Below are 21,824 nucleotides of genomic sequence, written 5' to 3' on the forward strand. Positions count from 1 at the left end.
TACACCGGAACTATTGACTTAAAGCCAGCCTGACAAAACCACCTGAGCGAAGCAATGCGACATGTATGAAAGGTGTGGGGGCGTGCCGGGGAGCCTTAACCAGAGGCTGGTGATTTCCCCGAGGCTCTGACCTCATCCCCATAAAGGTCTGGACCCGGCAACACCACTGAATTGGTTCGTTGCACATGGCGATGCTTGTCCATACCGGTCAAAAAATTTCGAGAAACTGCCACCGACGGCTTGTTTCTGTGTGAAATCCACTTGTCAGCACCGTCGATCCTGAAAGACAATTCCGCAATAGTTTGTGTATGTAATTGAAAATTTGAGGTACTGTTTCGCGATGGATGTCGATATCGGCCGACTTCATCTGTTTGTTCAGGCGCTGGACCGCTATTCCGGAAATGGCGACATGTCCTGCGATGTCCTGAAAATGGCAGGGCTGCGCCCTCAGGATATCGCGCCGCCGGTGACCACCTACAGCGTACAAAGCGAGGCTTTGTTTATCCGTTATGCATGTGACGCCACCCATGACATAACGTTTGCGGCCCGCACAGGTCTTGAGGTTACATCAGCCTCGACCGTGACCGCCTATATCAGCAAGTATTCCCGCGACCTGAAACAGGTGATGGAGAACCTCTCGCGCTTTCACGGTATCATCGACCCTGCCATCGCGCTTAACCTGCGCGTCGCGGATAACTTTGCGACCTTGGAAGCCGAGTGGAAAGACCCCGGATTTGCGCGGTATCACAGACGCACCGAATTCCTGATATTTGCTGCCCTGGCCAGAATGCGGAACCTGACGCAAGTCGATCTTTATCCGATAGAAATTCGGTTTCAGCACAGGGTCGGTGACCACGCCCGAAGATTTGAAAAGCTTGCCGGTTTTCCCGTGACCTTTGGGGCTGAGAACCTCGAGATTATCCTGCCTCTTTCAGCGCTGGACCTGCCTGTACCGACTTATGACCCCCAACTCAGAGAGCACTTGCTGGAATATGCAGATCGCCTGCTTTCTGAGAGAGGCGCGCCCAAACATCTGACCCGTGCCAAGGTCGAAGGGCTGGTTACCCGATCCCTGCCCGGCGCAATCCCGCAGGCCGAAAGCCTCGCGGCTGATCTGGGGATGAGCCTTAGAACCTTCAGTCGGCGCCTCAGGGACGAAGGCACCAGCTATCGCGATGTTGTCGACGATCTGCGGTGCGACCTGGCGCAGACCTTTATCAAGAATGAAATGCCCTTGTCCGAAATCGCCTATTCGCTGGGCTATGCCGATCAGGCCGCATTTTCGACCGCTTTCAAACGTTGGACAGGCCAGCCGCCCAGCGCGTTCAAGACGCGAACAGAACACCCGATACGGACGTGAGACCGGGGGTCATCAGCTTGAAAAACCTCGCCCCGGCCCGTTCCATGAGTGGACAGAACGGATATAGAAGGACAGAAGGTCCAGCCCTTGTGCGTTCCCGCCAATGTGATGGGAGAACAGGCCATCGTGAAGAGTGTCCGGAATAAAAAAAGGCGCCTCGGGAGAGGCGCCTTGATACTTACTGATCCAGGAAGGACCGAAGTTTTCGGGATCGGCTGGGGTGCTTCAGCTTCCGCAGCGCCTTCGCTTCGATCTGGCGGATACGTTCGCGGGTCACGCTGAACTGCTGACCCACCTCTTCAAGCGTGTGGTCGGTGTTCATACCGATGCCGAAACGCATCCGCAGCACACGTTCTTCACGCGGGGTGAGTGAGGCCAGGACCCGTGTCGTGGTTTCCTTGAGGTTCTCCTGAATGGCGCTGTCCAGCGGCAGCACAGCATTCTTGTCCTCAATGAAATCACCCAGCTGGCTGTCTTCTTCGTCACCAATCGGAGTTTCCAGTGAAATCGGCTCTTTGGCGATCTTCATCACCTTGCGAACCTTCTCAAGCGGCATTTGCAGCTTTTCGGCCAGTTCTTCTGGCGTCGGTTCGCGGCCGATCTCGTGCAACATCTGGCGACCGGTCCGGACCAGCTTGTTGATCGTTTCGATCATATGAACCGGAATACGGATTGTGCGCGCCTGATCCGCGATTGAACGCGTGATAGCCTGACGAATCCACCACGTTGCATAGGTCGAGAATTTATAGCCGCGGCGGTATTCGAACTTGTCTACCGCCTTCATTAGGCCGATGTTACCTTCCTGAATAAGATCAAGGAATTGCAGGCCGCGGTTCGTGTATTTCTTGGCGATCGAGATCACCAGACGCAGGTTGGCTTCGACCATTTCCTTCTTGGCCTGACGCGCCTCTTTTTCGCCCTTCTGGACCTGCTGAACGATGCGGCGGAATTCGCTGATGTCCAGACCCACATATTGGCCGACCTGAGCCATGTCGTTGCGCAGCTCTTCGACCTTCGCGGTCGAGCGTTCGATGAACATCTGCCAGCCCCGGCCCGGCTTTTCCGCCATTTCGGCCAGCCAGTTGGGGTCCAGTTCACGGCCGCGGTATTCGTCGATGAACTCGCGACGGTTGATCCTTGCCTGATCGGCCAGCTTCACCATCGAACTGTCCAGCGACATGACGCGACGGTTGATACCGTAAAGTTGGTCGATCAGCGCTTCGATCCGGTTGTTGTGCAGGTGAAGACCATTCACCAGCTGCACAATCTCGGCCCGCAACTTCTGATAAGTCTCTTCGTCTTTTTCGCTGAACGTGCCATCCTCGTTCAAGGTGGCCGAAATGCGGCTGTCCTGCATTTCGGACAGCATCGCGAAATCGGTTGAGATCCGCTCCAGCGTGGTCAGAACCTGATCCTTCAATGCCGCTTCCATCGCGGCCAGCGACATGTTGGCCTGATCGTCTTCGTCATCGTCGTCGTCGCTGGTGATCGGGTTGCCATCGGCATCCAGTTCCGGCCCGGCCTCTTTCGCGGGTTTCGCAGCCTGCACCGCCGACGCGTCTACAACTGGCGCGTCGCCGTCTTCGTCCAACTGGTTGCCGAACGTGGTTTCCAGATCGATGACATCCCTCAGCAGAATGTCCTCGGACAGCAATTCGTCGTGCCAGATGGTGATCGCCTGGAAGGTCAGCGGGCTTTCGCACAGACCAGCGATCATGGTGTTGCGCCCTGCTTCGATCCGCTTGGCGATGGCAATCTCGCCCTCACGGCTCAGCAGTTCAACCGAACCCATCTCGCGCAGATACATGCGAACGGGGTCGTCGGTGCGGTCCAGCTTTTCGGTGGCAGCCCCGGCCAACGCAACCTCGCGGTTGCTTTCGGTAGTCGTCAGTTCGGTCGAGCCCTTGTTCTCTTCTTCTTCAGCCTCTTCATCTTCGATGATGTTGATGCCCATCTCGGACAGCATAGACATAACGTCTTCGATCTGTTCCGAGCTGACCTGATCGGGCGGCAAAACCTGATTGAGCTGATCGTAGGTGATGTAACCTTTCTCGCGGGCCTCGGCGATCATCTTCTTGACGTTGGCCTGGCTCATGTCCAGCGAGATTTCCTGGTCCTGCTCGTCGGATTTGCGATCTTCGGTCGTGTCTTTGGCGGCCATTCAATGCTCCTGCAGGGATGGGTGATTCGTTTGATCCGAATCATTAGCGCGTAGAAGTGATTCGGCCACCCGTTTACCCGTTTTTCTTTTCCAGTGCCTTACGAAAACACCATTTTACCGGCGTTTCCGCTCGAATTTGATGCCGGACATAATCGCCTCGAACGCGTCTTTCTCGTCGCGGTTGATTCGCGCCCCGTTGTCGGCGATGTCGAATATGGCCCTGTCTTCATTCTGGCTTCGGCTTGTCCGGTTGCGTTCTTCTGCCGCTTGCGCCAGCCGATATGTCAGTGCCTCATCGGCCAGATCGGACATCTCCTCGGCGGCTTCGGCAATCTCAGCATCCAACCCCCGGAGCGCTTTGATTTTCGCGAGTTCTTCGGCCAGTGTCATCTCGGCCTTCTCAACGTCGCCTGGTTTGAACACACAGGGGATTACGGCGACATGGCGAAGGGTCAGCAGGTTTTCAAGGGCCTCTGGCCCTAAAGTTTCGGCAATATGGTCCTTCAGATTGTCCGGGTCATCGATCGCGTGGCGCAGGATTGCAGTTCGCAATGCGGCGTGATCGGGGTCGCGGCATTCCATCTCTTCCAGTTGGTGTTCGAACTGCACGACGACTCGGGGGTTAAGCGCGGCAATCGCCAGAATGGCCGCTTCGCGCAGTTGAATCTCGGCATTCTCGGACGAGGCCAGAAACGAGGACCGCGCGCCGGGCGTGGCAGGCTGTTTTGGCGGCACCCATTTGCCGCGCGGTTGCCATTGCCGGGATTGCTGCTGCCGTTGCGGGCGGAACAATTGCCAGCGCAGGTCCTTGATCTCTTGCCCATAATGCGCCCGTATTGATGGGTCGCGGATCAGCTTGATTTTCTCGCGCAGGGACTTGTCCAAAGCCGCCTTACGTTCAGGACTGTCGAACACCTTGCCGTCGGTCTCGCGCCGCCAAAGCAACTTGACCATCGGAATGGCACCATCCAGCACGGCCTTCACAGCGCCTGCCCCTTCGGCGCGCAGCAGGTCGTCGGGGTCTCTGCCTTCTGGCATCAGGGCAAACCGCAGCGACTTTCCAGCTTCGAGCAGCGGCAAAGCCAGATCAACCGCCCGCATCGCAGCGCGCAGACCTGCCGTGTCGCCGTCCAGCGCAATGATCGGCTCGTCCGAGATCCGCCACAGCAGTTGCAATTGATGTTCGGTGATGGCCGTTCCCAAAGGGGCAACCGACGCGCCAAAACCTGCTTCGGCCAGCGCGATCACGTCCATATAGCCTTCGGCCACGATCAGCGGCTGACCCTTACCTGCCGCCTGTCGTGCCGGGCCTTGATTGTAAAGGCTGCGCCCTTTGTCGAACAGCTCGGTCTCGGGTGAGTTCAGGTATTTCGCGTTGTCATTGGGGTCCATCGCCCGCCCGCCAAACGCGATGCAACGTCCGCGCGGGTCGCGGATCGGGTACATGATGCGGTTGCGGAAGGTGTCGTAGGGCTTTTTGCCTTTGTTTGAAGGCTTGGCCAGCCCGGCCCCAAGGATCAGATCCTCGGCCACGTTCTTGCCGCGAAGATGGTCCCACAGCGCCTGCCAATCGTCCGGAGCAAATCCAATCTCCCACCGATCCAGCGCTTGCGCGTTCAACCCGCGGCGCGCGAGGTAGTCTCGTGCGGCGGCTCCTGCCCCGGTTTTGAGTTGCAGGCGAAAGAACTGCACAGCCTGTTCCATCACATCAGCCAGCTGTGTGCGGTGGTCCTGTTTTTCCTGCGCCTTCGGGTCGCGCGCAGGCATCGGCATCCCGGCTTCGCGGGCCAGAATCTCGACAGCTTCGATGAACGAGACATTCTCGGTCTCTTTCACAAAACTGATCGCGTCCCCTTTGGCATGACAGCCAAAACAGTAATAAAACCCCTTCTGATCATCCACGTGGAACGAGGCCGTCTTTTCATGATGGAACGGGCAAGGCGCCCACATGTCCCCTTTGCCCTGATTGGACTTGCGCTGGTCCCACATGACTTTGCGCCCGACAACCTGAGACAGGCTGAGCCGCGTGCGCAATTCGTCCAGAAATCCGGGGGGCAATGACATCTGCTAAACCTGCCAGAAATGAAAACGCGCGCCAAGAGGAAGGCGCGCGGTTGTCCACAAGGAAATGTCCGAGTTGTGGATTATTGTTGCAGGCACAGTTCAAGCCACGCCGCGCCCAGGTCTTTCTTGCGCACGTCCCGCATCTTTTGCTCATAAACCCAAGGTGTGATCAGCGGGATTGCAGCATTGTAGTTTTCGGGCCATGTCGGGCCGCTATCCGCCACGGCTTGCGCCACATCGCGTTCTTTTACGCGGTCCAGCCGCGCCTTTTGGATCGCTGCCACCACATCCGCCTGATATTTGCAGCTTTGTTCCTTGGTTTCCTGAGCGGCCAAAGGGGTGGCCAGCAGAGCCGCGACAATGGCTATACGCAACATGGAGGTCTCCGGGATTCGTTTCTCTGAGTGTCTATTATCCGTCAAACTAACGGGCCGCCATCGACATTCAAGCCGCGGCGCGTACCGGCGGGGCGAAATGATCACCCCGCCCGCCTGCTTCAGAGCCCCTTGGCGCGGTAGCTTTTCGCAACGCGATCAATCGCCACGATATAGGCCGCGGTACGCAGGTCTTCGACATCGTCGCGGCTGTGCCACACTTCACGCATCGACTGGTAGGCAATACGCATCGTGTCGTCGAGACCCGAGCGCACCAGCTCAAGCTCATCCGCGCCTTTGAGGTACTTGGCCTTGAAGTCCGGCGACATCGACCAGGCATCGCCCAGGTACCGGTCCAGCCGTTCCAACTCGCTGACAATCAGTTCGTGGCGCGATTCTTCCTGACGACGCTGCATCCGGCCAAAGCGGATGTGGCTAAGGTTCTTGACCCATTCGAAGTAAGAAACCGTCACACCGCCCGCATTTGCATACATGTCGGGGATAATCACTGTGCCCTTCTTGCGCAGGACTTCATCCGCGCCGGCGGTAACCGGACCATTGGCAGCTTCGATAATCAGCGGCGCCTTGATCCGATCGGCGTTCGACAGGTTGATGACACCTTCCAATGCCGCCGGGATCAGAATGTCGCAATCGGCCTCCAGCACTGCTGCGCCTTCGGCGGAATGGGTCGCGTCGGGATAGTCTTTTACGCCGCCATGTTTGACAATCCACTGACGCACGGCTTCGACGTCAATGCCGTCGGGATTAAATAGCGCGCCGTCCCATTCGATGATTCCGGTGATGCGCGCGCCATCTTCCTCGCTGAGGAACTTTGCAGCGTGATAACCTACATTGCCAAGCCCCTGCACGATAATGCGCTTTCCATCCAGTTTACCTGACAAGCCTGCTTTCTGGATGTCTTCAGGGTGGCGGAAGAACTCGCGCAACGCGTATTGAACGCCGCGCCCGGTCGCCTCGACCCGCCCCGCGATACCACCGGCATTCAGCGGTTTTCCTGTCACACAGGCGCGCGCATTGATGTCCGTTGTGTTCATCCGTGCGTATTGGTCAGCCATCCAAGCCATTTCACGCTCCCCAGTGCCCATATCGGGCGCAGGCACGTTTTGCGATGGGTTGATCAGGTCTCGCTTTGCAAGCTCATAGGCAAAGCGCCGCGTGATTTGTTCCAGTTCATGTTCTTCGTATTCTCGTGGATCAATGCAAAGCCCACCCTTGGAGCCACCAAACGGCGTCTCAACGAGAGCACACTTATAGGTCATCAGCGCAGCCAGAGCTTCGACTTCGTCCTGGTTAACCGCAGTGGCATATCGAATACCGCCCTTGACCGGCTCCATATGCTCCGAGTGGACAGACCTGTAACCGGTGAAGGTATGGATTTCACCACGCAGCCGCACACCGAATCGAACTGTATAGGTTGCGTTGCAGACACGGATCTTTTGCTCCAACCCCGGCGGCAGTTCCATCAGGGCTGCGGCCCTGTTGAACATCAGGTCAACACTTTGACGAAAGCTGGGTTCTTTGATGCCGGTCATAAAATCCTCCGTAGCGGTACATGACGATACGTCACGACGTTTTGTCGCACCACTGGCGGCCTGCTGCAATCAAACAATGCACTTTTTTTAATCATTTTATGAACGCATGCTTAGTTGCCCTAGGGTGAGTCGCTCAGATCGGCCAACTCCTTAACGAATTGTTTTCATTTCATCGACAGATCACCTGAAACGGTCCAAATTATACCCCTTCGGCGCGTAAAAAGGCCAAAACCAAGCCTTTTTCGCCCAATTCACGCCACGTTTGAAAATTAACTTTGTTCCAAATCTCTTTTTCTTTGACGCACGAATTCGACGTGTGAGGCGGAGTAACCAGAATGCTAAATTCCTTGCTTTGTAACGACGGCTCGAAACCGAAGCGCAAAACGTTCAATTTAGAGCAATTCGCTCGGAATGAAGATGGTGTCTTCACTATCTTCGTACTGTTCATGGTGGTCCTGATGCTGGCGATTACCGGTATGTCGATGGATCTTATGAAGTATGAACGCGACCGTGCCAGCCTACAGTCCACTCTGGATCGCGCCGTGCTTGCTGCTGCAGACTTGGACCAGGACCTTCCTGCCAAGCAGATTGTCGATTCCTATATGGCCAAAGCCGGACTGAGTGATTTGAACGCTGTTACGACAGTAGTTGAAGGTTTTGGCTCCAAGAAAGTGTCTGCTACTGCTGAGGCTGTCCTGACAACGCGTTACCTGCGGTATGGCGGCGTTCCAAAACTGAGCCTGAAATCTAGCAGTGCAGCCGAAGAATCCATTGGCGCTGTTGAAATCTCTTTGGTTCTCGACATCTCCGGCTCCATGTCGCGCTCGTCTGCCACACCATCAAAGACAAAAATCGCAGTATTGAGAGAAGCTGCGTCGGAGTTTGTCAGGCTCATGCTGGACAAACCCGACGAAACGCAGATTTCAATCTCGATTGTTCCATACGCAACGCAGGTCAACGCGGGGGCATCAATCCTAGACAAGTTCACGAATGTCACACAGGAACACAGCTATTCACATTGCGTGAACTTCATTCCAGAACAGTACAGCGATTCTGATCTGGAACGGGATGACACCCTTGAACGCACCGCGCATTTCGATCCGTTCACTTATTCTGAAGGATCAATCAGATTGCCTGTTTGTCCTGTTCGTGCGGGAAGTGCGATCACCCCTGTCACCGACAACATGAACAAATTGCTTGCCCAGATTGCGGCCCTCACGCCCGGTGGGAACACATCAATCGATATTGGGATGAAGTGGGGAACAGCCCTGCTGGACCCAAGCATGCGTGGAATTGTTCAGGACCTGTCGCTGGAGCAGGACCCCGCCTATGCCGGTACAACTATTGTGCCATCAAGATTCTCGGTTCGCCCGTCGAACTATGGTACCGACGTGCTGAAGATCGCCATTGTTATGACCGATGGTCAAAACACCGATCAATACATGCTTAACCCGTCGCTGCGCGAAGGCATGTCTGACGTCTGGTACAACTCGGAAGCCGAAGAATACACTGTGTATCATTCTCAGGGGCGTCCGAACTTTTTCTGGCCTCAGCAGGGCGTGTGGGCGGATCATCCCTACGGGAATCCGGAGCCAGAGACACCTTTGAACGAAGAACTCGGAACAGCGGTTCGGCTGACATATCCTGAACTCTTCAATCGAATTTCTTTGGCCTCGAATGCACGCGACAACTATTACTGGCAGTCCAGCGGTTGGGCGGAATGGTATTCCAAGGCCTATGCGAAAGTCGAAACATCGGCCAAGAACCAGCGCACCAAGCACGTTTGTGACGCGGCCAAGGATCAGGGTATCATCGTTTACGGCATCGCATTCGAGGCACCCAGAAGCGGGTACAGAACCCTGAAAGACTGTGCCAGCTCTGACAGCCACGTTTATGACGTAAGCGGCCTGAACCTTGAGAAAGCCTTTGAATCAATCGCATCGTCGATCCGCAAATTGAGGCTAACCCAATGATCGGAAAGAAACTCTCCAGGCTCCGCATGTTTCGGCGCTCTGAGGCCGGAAATGCGACAATTGAATTTGTCATGCTCATACCCTGTTTTCTGGCGCTTCTTGTGGCTGGTGGTGAGCTGTCTATCATCACAATGCGACATGCCGCTTTGGAACGTGGGGTTGACCTGATCGTAAGAGATATTCGGTTAGGTACAGGTACGAACTGGAATCACGACGTGATCCGGGATCGGATTTGCGATGTTTCCGGCATTCAGGATTGCAAGGGTAACTTGCGGTTGCAAATGATCAAACAGGACGCGTTCGCTGGAATTGTGCTTTCGGACAACATCCCCTGCACGGACAGTTCCGAAGATCCCAAACCGGTTCTGGATTTCAAAAGTGGCCAATCCAACGAATTAATGATCCTGCGGGCCTGTCTCCGTATTGATCCGGTTCTTGAGGCATCGGCCATCGCAAAACTTGTCCCGGACGCGTCAGGTCACTACGCGGTGACCGCAACCACGGCATTCGTACAGGAGCCACTGTAAGACCATGTCTGTACTCCAAAACCTGAAAAATCGCGTCAAAGTCTTCAAAAAAGACGAAAGCGGCATTCTGACCGTTGAAGCGCTCATGATTTTTCCACTGATGTTATGGACGATCACGTTCACGTTCACTGCATTTGAGGGGTTTCGTCAAAGCGCCTCCAATCTGAAGGCTGCTTATACGATCAGCGACCTGATTTCGCGTGAAACGCAGGCCGTGACCGATGTGTATATCGACTCGCTGCACGATTTGGCAGGCAAGATGGTCAACAATCGGTCAGACGTGAAGATGCGTATTTCTCTGATTGTTTACGATGAAGACGATGATCGCCACTACGTTCGCTGGTCGACGGTACGCGGCTTTGACAATGAGTGGGACGACGACAAGATCGAGGAAATCGAAGACCGCTTGCCACCGATGCCCAATCAGGACACTGTTATTCTGGTTGAAACGTCCAATGAATACATCCCCACGTTCAGACCGGGCTGGGATTTTGCGACAGGTATCACCTTTGAGAACTTCATCTTTACCCGTCCCCGCTTTACAAACGAAGTTGCTTGTAACTTAACCCAGACCCCGTTCGTCTGCACAAATAGCGGATAAAATTTCGGACATAAACTTGGCTTCGGCGGCAGATGTCATGCCGCCCACGCCAACCCGGTGACCAACCCGCCACCACAACCCCGGAGCCCAGCGGTTCACTGCTTTGTTTCGCGTACGGATCAGAAAGCCGTTTGACGGTTTGAACGCGAAAACACCCCGATCCACCGTTTCAATATCGGCCACGTCCGCGATAACCTGACCCGATCCTGTTCGCAACTCGGTCCGGGTCAGTTCGATACTGTCTTCTGTGGCGCGCCAGACGCGAAGCGCCAACCAAAGCGATGCACCGCCAACGATAAACAGAAACACCTGCCAAACCGGTTCGGGTGGCGATGCCAGCGCGACATAGGTAACCAGCATTCCAACCGTTGTCAGCATCCCTACCCCGGTCCATCGTCTTGGGGATGAGGCCTGAATTGTTGCCAGCACTTCGTCCTGCATAGAAGTCTCCTGTCTGATCCGCTTCGATCTAGCCATTTTGCGCCGGAAACAACAGGGGTTTGGCTGCAAAACAATTTCGCACAGGTCCGGTTATTTCATGCAAATTGACTGCTGTGACGCAGAGATTACATGCTGCCCAGACGACACGGAGGCAAACATGTCCCTTAGACCGACGTTGGAAACACGCAAAGCCATCCCCACAATGGAAGGGGCTGGTGTGAAACTTCACCGCGCATTCGGGTTTCAGGACCCGTCCGAACTGGATCCCTTTCTGCTGTTTGATGATTTCAGAAATGAACGACCGCAGGATTATCAGGCCGGTTTTCCCTGGCACCCGCACCGGGGGATCGAAACGATCACTTACGTCCTGACCGGCACGGTCGAGCATTCGGATTCGCTGGGCAACACCGGCACGCTTGGCGCCGGTGATGTGCAATGGATGACCGCAGGATCCGGTATCCTGCATCAGGAAATGCCAAGCGGCAACATCTCGGGCCAGATGCACGGCTTCCAGTTGTGGGGCAACCTGCCCTCGGACCAGAAGATGACCGCCCCGCGCTATCAGGACGTCCAAAGCAAGGACATCCCCGAAATCACCGATGACGATGGCACGACAGTGCGGGTGATCGTGGGTGAGTTCTGGGGTAAGACCGGTCCCGTAGACGGGATAGCTGCTGACCCGCAATATCTGGATATCTCTGTCCCGGCGGGTGTGAAGAAAACTTTCCGGATCGATACGTACCGCCGTGCTTTCGCCTATGTGTTTCAGGGGCAGGCCGCCTTTGCCGATGCCTCGCAGCCGACAGGTGTGCTGTTGGAAAAGGAAATCGCCGGGCAAGAGGTCAATATCCGCGACATGTCAGGGGATCGCACGCTTGTCCGTTTTGGCACGGGCGATGAAATCACCGTTCAGGCTGGCCCCCAAGGTTTGCGGTTCCTGCTGATCTCTGGGGCTCCGATCAACGAACCCGTCGCGTGGCATGGCCCCATCGTGATGAACACGCGGGCCGAACTGGAACAGGCATTTCGCGAGCTGCGCAATGGCACGTTCATTCACCCCGCGCACTAACAGCGTGACGGTTTGACCCTGTCAGGCCGTCACGGCCTTGTGCACCATGTTCCAATAGATCTCTTCGACCTCGTCCAGTGACAGGCGACCACCCGAACGGTACCAGGTCATCACGCCGTTCAGCATGGCAATCACGGCCAGCGTTGCAATCTTCGTGTCCGAAATTGCGAATTGTCCGGCCTGCTGCCCTGAGTCAAGGATGCTTTCCAGCACGTTTTCGTATTGGCGCCGCAAGTCTTCGATTTCAGCAAAGTTTTCGGGCGAAAGATTGCGCAACTCCATATAGGCGATGAAAACTTCGTCGGGGCGTTGCAAATGGAAGCGGATGTGAAAGCCGATAAACTGGCGCAAAGCGTCTTCGGCATCGTCGCAACGGCCCATTGCATCAAGCGCCTCAAGCAGGTCCTGCATGTGTTCGCGCATCAACCGGTGCAAAAGGCTCTGTTTGTCGGGCGTATAGTTATAAAGCGCGCCTGCCTGTACGCCGACCTCTTTTGCGATCTGCCGCATCGAGACAGCGGCATACCCATAGCGGGCAAACAGGTGCAGCGCGGCCTTGCGGATTCGCGGGCCGGTTATGTCGGAATGTGAGCCTTGAGTGCGTGCCATGGGTCTACAGTATATGAACAGATGTTCATATAGAACCCCGCTTGAACGATGTCGTCAAAACGTGCATCACGATGGGGCAACAAAGACCGAAAAGCCTGCGACATGAAACTGCTGCCTGTTTTGCCCCTTATTCTATTTTGCGCCGCCTGTGCGGACATTCCCGAGTTGGAAGGCAGCGAACCGGCTGCAGTCAGATCCGCCCCCTACCCGCGCCTTATTCCGTTGCAGGAAACCTTAGGGCCACCGGTGGACCCGATCCATCAGGCAGCAGCAGTCGAAGACGATCTGACCCAACGCAGCAATGCCTTGGCCCAAAAGGCGCAGGCGCTACAAAACGCGCAAACCAACTGACGCGTCATAAATCACCCCCACTATCCCCCGGTGACGGATTGCACCCTTGGCCTGAACCCGCTAAGGCAGCGCTGATTGGACAAGCATCCGACACCAGAAGAATTCGAGCGGAAGAGGACCCACGACATGACACAGGCACTGCGGCTGGGAATTGCGGGCTTGGGAACGGTCGGCGTGGGTGTCGTCAAGATCGTCCGCCGCCATGCAGAATTGTTGCAGGCCCGCACAGGCCGTTCGATTGAAATCGTGGCTGTATCCGCGCGCGACCCGAACAAGGACCGTGGCGTGAATCTGTCGGATTATGCCTGGGAAACCGATCCGGTTGCACTGGCAAAACGCGACGACATAGACGTTTACGTCGAATTGATGGGTGGCGAGAACGGTCCTGCCAAAGCCTCGGTCGAAGCAGCGTTGGCCAGTGGCAAGGATGTGGTCACCGCCAACAAGGCGTTGCTGGCCATCCACGGGCAGGAACTGGCTGAAAAGGCCGAGGCCGCCGGTCGTGTGATCCGGTTTGAGGCCGCTGTCGCTGGTGGTATCCCGGTAATCAAATCCCTGACCGAAGGTCTGGCGGGGAACGAGATCACCCGCGTGATGGGTGTCATGAACGGAACGTGCAACTACATCCTGACCCGGATGCAATCGCAGCGTCAGGGCTACAATGCCCTTTTCGATGAATGCGCCGAATTGGGATACCTTGAGGCCGACCCCAATCTGGATGTCGGAGGTATCGACGCTGCGCACAAGCTGGCTCTGCTATCCTCGATTGCGTTTGGGACCAAGCCGAATTTCGACGGGATCGAGATTGAGGGTATTCAGCAGATCAGCCTGGACGACATTGATCAGGCCGAAGATATGGGCTTTCGCATTAAATTGCTTGGCGTGGCGCAGCGCACCGCGCGCGGGCTGGAGCAACGCATGCAGCCTTGCCTGGTACCCAGCGACTCGCCACTGGGCCAGCTGGAAGGCGGCACCAATATGGTCGTGATCGAAGGCGACGCGGTTGAGCAGGTTGTTTTGCGCGGCCCCGGCGCAGGCGAAGGTCCGACAGCCAGCGCTGTGATGGGTGATGTCTGCGATCTGGCGCGTGGATTGCAGATCCCGACCTTTGGCCGCCCAGCCACCACGCTTGAAACCGCAGTTCCCGCCGTCACCGGTCGACCTGCGCCGTATTATCTGCGGCTGGGCCTGCTGGATAAACCTGGTGCATTGGCCAAGGTTGCGGCTATTCTGGGCAATGCCGGGGTGTCAATCGACCGGATGCGCCAATATGCACATGCCGAAAGCACAGCGCCTGTGCTGATCGTCACCCATAAGACCACCCGAACGGCGCTGGACGTCGCGTTGGAGGGTTTCCGCGAAACCGATGTGGTTGCAGGCGACCCAGTTGCATTGCGGATTGAAGCGGTTTGACCTTGCGGCCTGCATGAAACGCAAGCTATGCCGGAAGACACGGCTATACTGACCAGAGGATACAGAAACATGAGTGCTGCCAAGACCGATTTCAATGACCGCCTGCTGTCTCTGGGGCTGGCCAGGGTGGCGGAACAGGCTGCACTGGCCTCGGCTTCGCTGGTAGGCCGGGGCGATGAGAAAGCCGCGGATCAGGCCGCTGTGAACGCAATGCGCGAACAGCTGAACCTGCTGGATATCGCAGGTGTCGTTGTCATCGGTGAAGGCGAGCGCGATGAGGCGCCGATGCTGTATATCGGCGAAGAGGTTGGCACCGGCAATGGCCCCGGTGTGGATATTGCACTGGATCCGCTGGAAGGCACCACGCTGACTGCCAAGGACATGCCGAACGCACTGACCGTCATCGCCATGGGCCCGCGCGGCTCGATGCTGCACGCGCCGGATGTGTATATGGACAAACTGGCGGTTGGCCCGGGGCTGCCTGAAGGTGTCGTCAACCTGGACATGTCGCCACGCGAGCGTGTCGAAGCGCTGGCCAAGGCCAAGGGATGTAAAGCCGCTGACATCACCGTCTGCATTCTGGAACGCCCGCGCCACGAAGCGATGATTGCCGAAGTGCGCGAAACCGGCGCCGCGATCCGTCTGATCACTGATGGTGACGTGGCGGGTGTCATGCATTGCGCTGAAAGCGAAGTAACCGGCATCGACATGTATATGGGCCAGGGTGGCGCGCCCGAGGGTGTGCTGGCCGCCGCTGCGCTGAAATGTATGGGTGGGCAGATCTTTGGTCGCCTGTTGTTCCGTAACGATGACGAACGTGGCCGGGCCGCAAAGGCAGGCATCACCGATCTGGACCGTGTTTATGCACGCGATGAGATGGTGACGGCGGATGTGATCTTTGCCGCCACCGGCGTGACCGGTGGCTCTTTGCTGCCCCGGATCAAGCGCGAGCCCGGCTGGGTGGAAACCACGACGCTGCTGATGCGGTCCAAGACCGGGTCGGTGCGCCGCATGTCCTACCGCACGCCGACATGGCCGCATGACAACACATAACGTTTTGCGCCGTTGCCTTCGGCGAGAGTATTTCTGAAAAGGTGAAGAGGCCGGGTCCACAAGGGTCCGGCCTTGGCGCATGAGAGGCGAGCAATGAGTTTTCTTGGGGTCGAGCAATCACTGACGGGACGGCTTTGGGTTGGACCCAGCCCCGAGATTGAGCGGGCGGCCGAGATGATCGCGCAGCAAACCGACCTGCCCCGTGCCGTTTGTCAGGTTCTGGCCCGGCGCGGCGTGCCGGTATCTGAGGCACCCGGCTTTCTTGACCCAAAACTGAAGGAATTGCTGCCTGATCCGCGGGCCATCAAGGATATGGAAATTGCCGCCGCGCGCTTTCTGGATGCCGTCCGCAATCGTCAGAAAATTGCGGTGTTTGCGGATTACGATGTCGATGGCGGCAGTTCTGCCGCGTTGCTGCTGGTCTGGCTGCGGCAGATGGGCGTGCAGGCGACGCTTTATGTACCGGACCGGATCGACGAAGGGTACGGCCCCAACGTTCCCGCGATGCAGGAGCTTGCGGCTACGCATGACCTGATCATCTGCGTTGATTGCGGCACGCTCAGCCATGGTCCGATTGCGGCGGCCTCGGGGGCGGATGTGATCATTCTGGACCACCATCTGGGGGGCGAGACGCTGCCCGATTGCGTCGCAGTGGTGAACCCAAATCGACAGGATGAAAGCGGCGATCTTGGTTATCTTTGCGCGGCGGGCGTTGTGTTCCTGATGCTGGTCGAGGCCGGTCGGCAGCTGCGTGACGCGGGCGCAAGGGGACCGGACCTGATGGCCCTTCTGGATCTGGTGGCCCTGGCGACCGTTGCCGATGTGGCACCACTGATCGAGGCCAACCGCGCCCTGGTGCGACAGGGGCTGAAAGTGATGGCACAGCGGCAGCGCCCCGGCCTTGTCGCGCTGTCCGATATCTCGCGCATGGATACCGCGCCGAACAGTTATCACCTCGGGTTTCTGCTTGGGCCCCGCGTGAATGCCGGTGGGCGGATCGGTCAGGCCGATTTGGGCGCGCGCTTGCTGAGCACCGATTCCCTGCATGAGGCGCAGGCTTTGTCCGAACGTCTGGATGCCTTGAACGCCGAGCGCCGAGACATTGAAAACGCGGTGCGTGCCGCCGCGCTGGCGCAGGCCGAGGCGCGTGGCTTGGACACCCCTTTGGTCTGGGCGGCAGGCGACGGCTGGCACCCCGGTGTCGTTGGTATCGTGGCCTCTCGGCTGAAGGAGACAGCCAATCGACCCGCAATCGTGATCGGCTTTGACGGGGATGAAGGCAAGGGGTCGGGCCGCTCGGTTTCCGGCGTCGATCTTGGGGCTTCGATCCAGCGTCTGGCGGCCGAAGGGTTGCTGGTCAAAGGAGGCGGCCACAAGATGGCCGCGGGTTTGACCGTCATGCGCGATCAGCTGGAACCCGCAATGGAGCGCCTGAGCGAGCTGCTGGCCAGACAAGGGGCGGGCCAGGGTGGACCTGCGGATTTGAAACTGGATGGCGCATTGATGCCCGGTGCAGCAACCGTGGATCTGATCGAGCTGATTGAACAGGCCGGACCGTTTGGTGCCGGTGCCCCTGCCCCGCGCTATGCGCTGCCTGACCTGCAGGTTTGCTTTGCAAAACGGGTCGGTGAATCGCATCTGAAACTGTCGCTGACCGATGGAATGGGCGGCGCGCTGGATGCGATTGCCTTTGGTGCTTTTGATGGGCCGATAGGCGAAAAACTGTCAAATCACGGCGGTGCGCGCTTTCATTTTGCGGGTCGGTTAGAGGTCAACACCTGGGGCGGGCGCCGATCTGTGCAGCTCAGGCTGGAGGACGCAGCAGAAGCCCGTTAACACGCGGCTTTGGTGCGCTAAAAAACTTTCCCATCCCTGCGTTTTTACGCTTGCGGGGGTCACAGTGAAACCGTAAAAGGCCCTCCACAAGCCAGCGTGGCCCGTTCGTCTATCGGTTAGGACGCCAGGTTTTCAACCTGGAAAGAGGGGTTCGATTCCCCTACGGGCTGCCATTTGCGCTTGTGACCTGATACCAAGTGGCCCGTTCGTCTATCGGTTAGGACGCCAGGTTTTCAACCTGGAAAGAGGGGTTCGATTCCCCTACGGGCTGCCACTTTTCCTTAGCTTCTTCCATCCCAAAGCAGTACGACCATCCGGGCTGTACCTGAAAACAGCTACCTAGCTGTCATCAGCGATCTGAATTTCGATGCCCCAACGGTCAAGGAATCTGGCCACCCCACCCTTTGGCACAGCGTCCGTAACCAGCGAATGTACCAGTCGAGGATCCGGCCCCACATACGGTGCCCTTTCACCAAACTTGGAATGCGCTGCGGCCATAACAACCTGGTCCGCGCACCTGACCACCACCGATGCAAGATCCGCTTCGACCGCGCTGTGGTACAGAAACCCTTTGCTGTCTGAAATCGCGTCCGTGCTCAGGATCACGATGTCAAAGGCATAGCGTTGCAGCTGCTTGTGGGTGACATGACCAAACGTCCCCCTTTCATCGATCTGCAACTCGCCCCCCAAAAGGTGCACCCGGTTTCCGTTGACCCCGGCCAATGTCTGCACGACACCGATGGAGTTGCTGACAACCGTGAGGTTGCTGACCTGGCGCAACTCTTCGGCGACGAAGGCGGTCGTCGATCCTACATCCAGGAAAACGGTCATCTGATCCCGGACCAGTTTCGCAGTATGCCCGGCGATTAATCGCTTTTCATCCGCGTCTTGCGAGATCCTGTGAAAGAAGTTGGGGGCACCCTGCGCTCCGGCAAGATAAGCACCGCCATGAACACGCTCGACTGTGCCTGCCTTTGACAAGGCTTTGATCGTTCGCCGCACCGTCTCTTCGGACACGCCGAGCATATTCGCCAGATCCGAATTCCGAGCCGTTCCTCCCAGACGTCTGAGGGCATCAAGCAACTCCAGCTCGCGATGGGTGTTGACGGTATTCTTCTTCACGACCTGGCTCCGGAAATTTTCCATATATGGACACGGATTACCGTGTACGGCAAGGCCGTGCTACATCCGCATAGCCACATCCGGATTTTTGACGGAACCGTTTGGTAGCGAGTAAGTACTGAGTTTCAACACCAATCATCTGGGATGCTGGTTCGCCTAAATTCTCACTCAGTGCCTGTGCCTCACGCAACGCGAGTGCAATTCAACGTGCCCGGTGTCATCTCTCGCTCGCAATGGATCTCAGTGGATATCCCTATTTTCCACGCGGGGAAATTTATGAATTTCGATAACGAAATTAGATATTTACAATAATCTCCAGCGTTGAAAACAAATTCAATTCACGCGGCTTCGGAATGCCTGAACGTCAATTACTAAAAATTTAGTTTGACACGTACGCAAAAAATCGCTGATGCTGTTCTGCATCCGGTTCCCGCCGGAGAACCATAATTTTTGGGAGGAGACAGATGCGGAGACATCTACTTTCCGCAGTGGCGGCGGCTGCCGTCATTGCGGGGCACGGGTCCGCTTGGGCCGACGAAGCCGCAGCACAACGTTGGATCGACGACGAATTCCAGCCATCGACCTTGTCGAAAGACGAACAAATGGCCGAGATGCAATGGTTTATCCAAGCTGCACAGCCCTACGCTGGCATGGAAATCAACGTCCTGTCCGAAGGCATTCCGACGCATTCTTACGAGTCGGAGGTTCTGACAAAGGCGTTTGAAGAAATCACCGGCATCAAGGTCAATCACCAGATCCTTGGCGAAGGCGAAGTGGTCCAGGCTGTTCAGACCCAGATGCAGACAGGTCGGAACCTGTATGACGGCTATGTCAACGACAGTGACCTGATTGGTACCCACTCGCGTCTGCAACTGGCCTATCCGCTGACCGACATGATGGGCGGTGACTGGGCGGCGACAACCTCGCCGACAATCGATCTGGATGACTTCATGGGCATTCAGTTCACCACCGGGCCGGACGGCAAACTGTATCAGTTGCCCGACCAGCAGTTTGCGAACCTCTACTGGTTCCGCAAGGACTGGTTCGATGACGAAGCCAACAAGGCCGCGTTCAAAGAGAAATACGGCTATGATCTGGGCGTTCCGGTCAACTGGTCGGCCTATGAAGACATCGCCGAGTTCTTCACCAATGACGTGAAAGAAGTCGACGGCGTGGCGATCTACGGCCACATGGATTACGGCAAGCGCGCGCCCGACCTTGGCTGGCGCATGACCGACGCCTGGCTTTCGATGGCCGGTGCCGGTGACAAGGGCGAGCCGAACGGTATTCCGGTTGACGAATGGGGCATCCGCATGGAAGCGGGCACCTGTAACCCAGTCGGTGCCTCAGTGTCGCGCGGTGGTGCTGCAAACGGTCCGGCTGCGGTCTATGCGATCCGCAAATGGGACGAATGGCTGCGGGCCTATGCGCCTCCGGGTGCGGCGTCTTACGACTTCTACCAGTCGCTGCCGGCGCTTAGCCAAGGCAACGTGGCCCAGCAGATTTTCTGGTACACCGCCTTTACGGCCGACATGGTGAAGCCGAAGTCCGAAGGCAACAACACCGTGGATGACGAAGGAACGCCGCTGTGGCGGATGGCGCCCAGCCCGCACGGCCCCTACTGGGAAGAAGGCCAGAAGGTTGGCTATCAGGACGTGGGTTCCTGGACGTTCCTGAAATCGACCCCCTCGGATCGTGCGCAGGCAGCCTGGCTTTATGCCCAGTTCGTGACCTCCAAAACTGTCGACGTGAAGAAGTCCCATGTGGGTCTGACCTTCATCCGTGACAGCTCGGTCAATCACGAGTCGTTCACGGAACGTGCCCCCAAGCTGGGTGGTCTGGTCGAATTCTATCGCTCGCCTGACCGCGTGGCATGGTCGCCGACCGGCATCAACGTGCCGGACTATCCGAAGCTGGCCCAGATCTGGTGGCAGCAGATCGGTGACGTGAACTCCGGTGCCTTTACACCGCAAGAGGCGATGGATCGTCTGGCCGAAGAGATGGACATCACCATGGCACGTATGCAGGCCGCGGATGAAAGCGCCGGTGTCTACGGCGGCTGCGGTCCACGCCTGAACGAGCCGCAGGACCCATCTTTCTGGCTGGAAAAAGCGGGTTCTCCCAAGGCCAAGCTGGAAAACGAAAAGCCGCAGGGCCAGACCGTCAACTATGACGAACTGGTTAAGCGCTGGCAGTCCCAGTAAAAGCAACATCGTAGGCCGGGCTTAAGCCCGGCCTACTCCTGAATGCCCCGCGAGTTTCCCAGATGATTGAACTTCAAGACGCGACCAAACGGGTCGGCAACGTCATCCATATCAAGCCAACCAACCTGACGCTGCAAACCGGCCATTTCAACGTGCTATTGGGTGCGACAGGTTCCGGAAAAACGTCACTGATCAAGATGATGGCCGGATTGGACCCGATCGCCTCGGGCAAGGTCCTGATGGACGGACAGGACGTGACACGGTTGAACACGCAAAAGCGGCAGATCAGCCTGGTGCACCAGTTCTTCGTGAACTACCCGCATATGACCGTATTCGACAATATCGCCTCGCCCCTGCGCGTGGCTGGCATGGCTAAATCGGAAATCGATGGCCGCGTGGAAGAGGCCGCCGATCTGCTGCAACTGCGCCCCATGCTGCACCGCCGCCCACACGAGCTGTCGGGCGGGCAACAACAACGAACCGCGCTGGCGCGTGCCATCGCAAAGGAAAGCCGCGCCGTCTTCCTTGATGAGCCGCTTGCGAACCTTGATTATAAACTGCGCGAAGAGTTGCGCGAACAACTGCCCGATCTGTTCGCTGGTCGCGGGGCCGTCGTTGTCTACGCCACCTCGGAACCTGAAGAGGCATTGCTGCTGGGAGGCTACACCGCGCTGATGGAAGACGGCCGCGTGACCCAGTTCGGCCCAACCACCGAAATCTATCGCAATCCGGAAAACATCGCCGCGGCGCGTGTATTCTCGGACCCGCCTATCAATGTGGCCCGTATCACTGTTTCCAGCGCCCGGGCGCAATTGGCAGGCAATGTCGGCTGGGCAGCCTCGGGCATGGCCGACGGGGAATATATGATCGCCGTTCGCCCTCATCGAGTGACGCCATTCCGTACGTCTGACGCCGATGTCGAACTGACCGGACGTGTGATCGTGACCGAACTGTCAGGTTCGGATTCCAGCGCACATTTCCAGCATGGTGACGAAGCCTGGGTTTCACTCGCCGCTGGTGTGCATCCTTATCAGGTCGGCGAAGATCACAGTTTCTACATGAACCCGGCGCATTGCCGTTACTTCAGCCAAGACGGCAAAAGGGTGGCCTGAC

At 57.3% G+C, this 21,824-nt stretch carries 18 protein-coding genes and 2 tRNA genes; 13 read left to right on the plus strand and 7 right to left on the minus strand.

Translation table 11 applies throughout. From position 1 onward, the window contains the following. The first annotated feature begins 340 nt into the window (after positions 1-340). Entirely contained in the window at positions 341-1,360 is a 1,020-nt protein-coding gene (locus ACR0AP_RS05095; protein WP_480486077.1) for a helix-turn-helix domain-containing protein, read from the plus strand. Positions 1,361-1,538: 178 nt separating this feature from the next. On the opposite strand, the gene rpoD is transcribed toward ACR0AP_RS05095, so the two are convergent. The 4 genes from rpoD to ACR0AP_RS05115 form a co-directional block, all read right to left on the minus strand. Continuing rightward, entirely contained in the window at positions 1,539-3,521 is a 1,983-nt protein-coding gene (rpoD, locus tag ACR0AP_RS05100; RefSeq protein ID WP_209504318.1) for an RNA polymerase sigma factor RpoD, read from the minus strand. A 114-nt stretch (positions 3,522-3,635) separates the two neighbouring features. After that, entirely contained in the window at positions 3,636-5,585 is a 1,950-nt protein-coding gene (gene dnaG / locus ACR0AP_RS05105; protein ID WP_480505687.1) for a DNA primase, read from the minus strand. Positions 5,586-5,665: 80 nt separating this feature from the next. After that, positions 5,666-5,962: a hypothetical protein gene (locus tag ACR0AP_RS05110; RefSeq protein WP_152457544.1), complete on the minus strand. Its 297-nt coding sequence runs from the start codon at positions 5,960-5,962 to the stop codon at positions 5,666-5,668. 119 nt (positions 5,963-6,081) lie between these two features. Then, positions 6,082-7,512 (minus strand): Glu/Leu/Phe/Val family dehydrogenase, encoded by a 1,431-nt coding sequence (locus ACR0AP_RS05115; RefSeq protein WP_209595808.1) that lies wholly within the window; start codon positions 7,510-7,512, stop codon positions 6,082-6,084. A gap of 335 nt (positions 7,513-7,847) precedes the next feature. On the opposite strand from ACR0AP_RS05115, the gene ACR0AP_RS05120 reads away from it, so the two are divergent. From ACR0AP_RS05120 to ACR0AP_RS05130, 3 genes are all read left to right on the plus strand, one after another. After that, on the plus strand, positions 7,848-9,485 hold the full coding sequence (locus ACR0AP_RS05120) for a pilus assembly protein TadG-related protein (RefSeq protein WP_480505690.1): 1,638 nt from the start codon (positions 7,848-7,850) through the stop codon (positions 9,483-9,485). Positions 9,486-9,556: 71 nt separating this feature from the next. Then, a complete protein-coding gene (locus ACR0AP_RS05125; protein WP_324170032.1) occupies positions 9,557-10,012 on the plus strand; it encodes a pilus assembly protein in 456 nt (151 codons plus the stop codon). 4 nt (positions 10,013-10,016) lie between these two features. Beyond that, positions 10,017-10,613, plus strand: a complete 597-nt coding sequence (locus ACR0AP_RS05130; RefSeq protein ID WP_480505693.1) for a TadE/TadG family type IV pilus assembly protein — start codon at positions 10,017-10,019, stop codon at positions 10,611-10,613. Here ACR0AP_RS05130 and ACR0AP_RS05135 read toward each other — a convergent pair. Further along, positions 10,575-11,054 carry a hypothetical protein gene (locus tag ACR0AP_RS05135; protein ID WP_480505695.1) on the minus strand — a complete coding sequence of 160 codons (480 nt, stop codon included), beginning with the start codon at positions 11,052-11,054 and terminating at the stop codon, positions 10,575-10,577. The genes ACR0AP_RS05130 and ACR0AP_RS05135 overlap by 39 nt on opposite strands. Positions 11,055-11,211: 157 nt before the next feature. On the opposite strand from ACR0AP_RS05135, the gene ACR0AP_RS05140 reads away from it, so the two are divergent. Further along, a complete protein-coding gene (locus ACR0AP_RS05140; RefSeq protein WP_480505697.1) occupies positions 11,212-12,123 on the plus strand; it encodes a pirin family protein in 912 nt (303 codons plus the stop codon). Between the two features lie 21 nt (positions 12,124-12,144). Here ACR0AP_RS05140 and ACR0AP_RS05145 read toward each other — a convergent pair whose 3' ends face one another. Next, positions 12,145-12,732: a TetR/AcrR family transcriptional regulator gene (locus ACR0AP_RS05145; RefSeq protein WP_267366137.1), complete on the minus strand. Its 588-nt coding sequence runs from the start codon at positions 12,730-12,732 to the stop codon at positions 12,145-12,147. Positions 12,733-12,834: 102 nt separating this feature from the next. Here ACR0AP_RS05145 and ACR0AP_RS05150 point away from each other — a divergent pair, with 102 nt between their 5' ends. From ACR0AP_RS05150 to ACR0AP_RS05175, 6 genes are all read left to right on the plus strand, one after another. Continuing rightward, positions 12,835-13,083: a hypothetical protein gene (locus ACR0AP_RS05150; RefSeq protein ID WP_480481597.1), complete on the plus strand. Its 249-nt coding sequence runs from the start codon at positions 12,835-12,837 to the stop codon at positions 13,081-13,083. Between the two features lie 126 nt (positions 13,084-13,209). Continuing rightward, a complete protein-coding gene (locus ACR0AP_RS05155) occupies positions 13,210-14,496 on the plus strand; it encodes a homoserine dehydrogenase (RefSeq protein WP_267366139.1) in 1,287 nt (428 codons plus the stop codon). Between the two features lie 69 nt (positions 14,497-14,565). Next, positions 14,566-15,549, plus strand: coding sequence for a class II fructose-bisphosphatase (gene glpX, locus ACR0AP_RS05160; RefSeq protein ID WP_267366140.1), 984 nt, complete (start codon positions 14,566-14,568; stop codon positions 15,547-15,549). A gap of 93 nt (positions 15,550-15,642) precedes the next feature. Beyond that, entirely contained in the window at positions 15,643-17,385 is a 1,743-nt protein-coding gene (recJ, locus tag ACR0AP_RS05165) for a single-stranded-DNA-specific exonuclease RecJ (protein WP_480505699.1), read from the plus strand. Positions 17,386-17,483: 98 nt separating this feature from the next. Continuing rightward, a tRNA-Glu gene (locus tag ACR0AP_RS05170) sits at positions 17,484-17,558 on the plus strand. 26 nt (positions 17,559-17,584) lie between these two features. Next, positions 17,585-17,659, plus strand: a tRNA-Glu gene (locus ACR0AP_RS05175). Positions 17,660-17,724: 65 nt separating this feature from the next. Here ACR0AP_RS05175 and ACR0AP_RS05180 read toward each other — a convergent pair. After that, positions 17,725-18,507: a DeoR/GlpR family DNA-binding transcription regulator gene (locus ACR0AP_RS05180; protein ID WP_348540321.1), complete on the minus strand. Its 783-nt coding sequence runs from the start codon at positions 18,505-18,507 to the stop codon at positions 17,725-17,727. A gap of 464 nt (positions 18,508-18,971) precedes the next feature. On the opposite strand from ACR0AP_RS05180, the gene ACR0AP_RS05185 reads away from it, so the two are divergent. Then, positions 18,972-20,711, plus strand: a complete 1,740-nt coding sequence (locus ACR0AP_RS05185; RefSeq protein ID WP_209504332.1) for an ABC transporter substrate-binding protein — start codon at positions 18,972-18,974, stop codon at positions 20,709-20,711. A 62-nt stretch (positions 20,712-20,773) separates the two neighbouring features. Further along, complete coding sequence (locus ACR0AP_RS05190; protein ID WP_209595796.1) at positions 20,774-21,823, plus strand: ABC transporter ATP-binding protein; 1,050 nt, start codon at positions 20,774-20,776, stop codon at positions 21,821-21,823. Position 21,824: the final 1 nt, after the last annotated feature.

The sequence above is a fragment of the Ruegeria sp. AF7 genome (assembly GCF_056541885.1).

What these genes read in the sequence shown, in the direction of transcription:
- ACR0AP_RS05130 (WP_480505693.1), top strand. Translation starts at nt 10,017, where the DNA reads ATGTCTGTACTCCAAAACCTGAAAAATCGCGTCAAAGTCTTCAAAAAA.
- rpoD (WP_209504318.1), bottom strand. Translation starts at nt 3,521, where the DNA reads ATGGCCGCCAAAGACACGACCGAAGATCGCAAATCCGACGAGCAGGAC.
- ACR0AP_RS05155 (WP_267366139.1), top strand. Translation starts at nt 13,210, where the DNA reads ATGACACAGGCACTGCGGCTGGGAATTGCGGGCTTGGGAACGGTCGGC.
- ACR0AP_RS05185 (WP_209504332.1), top strand. Translation starts at nt 18,972, where the DNA reads ATGCGGAGACATCTACTTTCCGCAGTGGCGGCGGCTGCCGTCATTGCG.
- ACR0AP_RS05150 (WP_480481597.1), top strand. Translation starts at nt 12,835, where the DNA reads ATGAAACTGCTGCCTGTTTTGCCCCTTATTCTATTTTGCGCCGCCTGT.
- ACR0AP_RS05125 (WP_324170032.1), top strand. Translation starts at nt 9,557, where the DNA reads ATGCTCATACCCTGTTTTCTGGCGCTTCTTGTGGCTGGTGGTGAGCTG.
- ACR0AP_RS05145 (WP_267366137.1), bottom strand. Translation starts at nt 12,732, where the DNA reads ATGGCACGCACTCAAGGCTCACATTCCGACATAACCGGCCCGCGAATC.
- ACR0AP_RS05135 (WP_480505695.1), bottom strand. Translation starts at nt 11,054, where the DNA reads ATGCAGGACGAAGTGCTGGCAACAATTCAGGCCTCATCCCCAAGACGA.
- ACR0AP_RS05110 (WP_152457544.1), bottom strand. Translation starts at nt 5,962, where the DNA reads ATGTTGCGTATAGCCATTGTCGCGGCTCTGCTGGCCACCCCTTTGGCC.
- ACR0AP_RS05140 (WP_480505697.1), top strand. Translation starts at nt 11,212, where the DNA reads ATGTCCCTTAGACCGACGTTGGAAACACGCAAAGCCATCCCCACAATG.
- ACR0AP_RS05095 (WP_480486077.1), top strand. Translation starts at nt 341, where the DNA reads ATGGATGTCGATATCGGCCGACTTCATCTGTTTGTTCAGGCGCTGGAC.
- dnaG (WP_480505687.1), bottom strand. Translation starts at nt 5,585, where the DNA reads ATGTCATTGCCCCCCGGATTTCTGGACGAATTGCGCACGCGGCTCAGC.
- ACR0AP_RS05115 (WP_209595808.1), bottom strand. Translation starts at nt 7,512, where the DNA reads ATGACCGGCATCAAAGAACCCAGCTTTCGTCAAAGTGTTGACCTGATG.
- glpX (WP_267366140.1), top strand. Translation starts at nt 14,566, where the DNA reads ATGAGTGCTGCCAAGACCGATTTCAATGACCGCCTGCTGTCTCTGGGG.
- ACR0AP_RS05190 (WP_209595796.1), top strand. Translation starts at nt 20,774, where the DNA reads ATGATTGAACTTCAAGACGCGACCAAACGGGTCGGCAACGTCATCCAT.
- recJ (WP_480505699.1), top strand. Translation starts at nt 15,643, where the DNA reads ATGAGTTTTCTTGGGGTCGAGCAATCACTGACGGGACGGCTTTGGGTT.
- ACR0AP_RS05120 (WP_480505690.1), top strand. Translation starts at nt 7,848, where the DNA reads ATGCTAAATTCCTTGCTTTGTAACGACGGCTCGAAACCGAAGCGCAAA.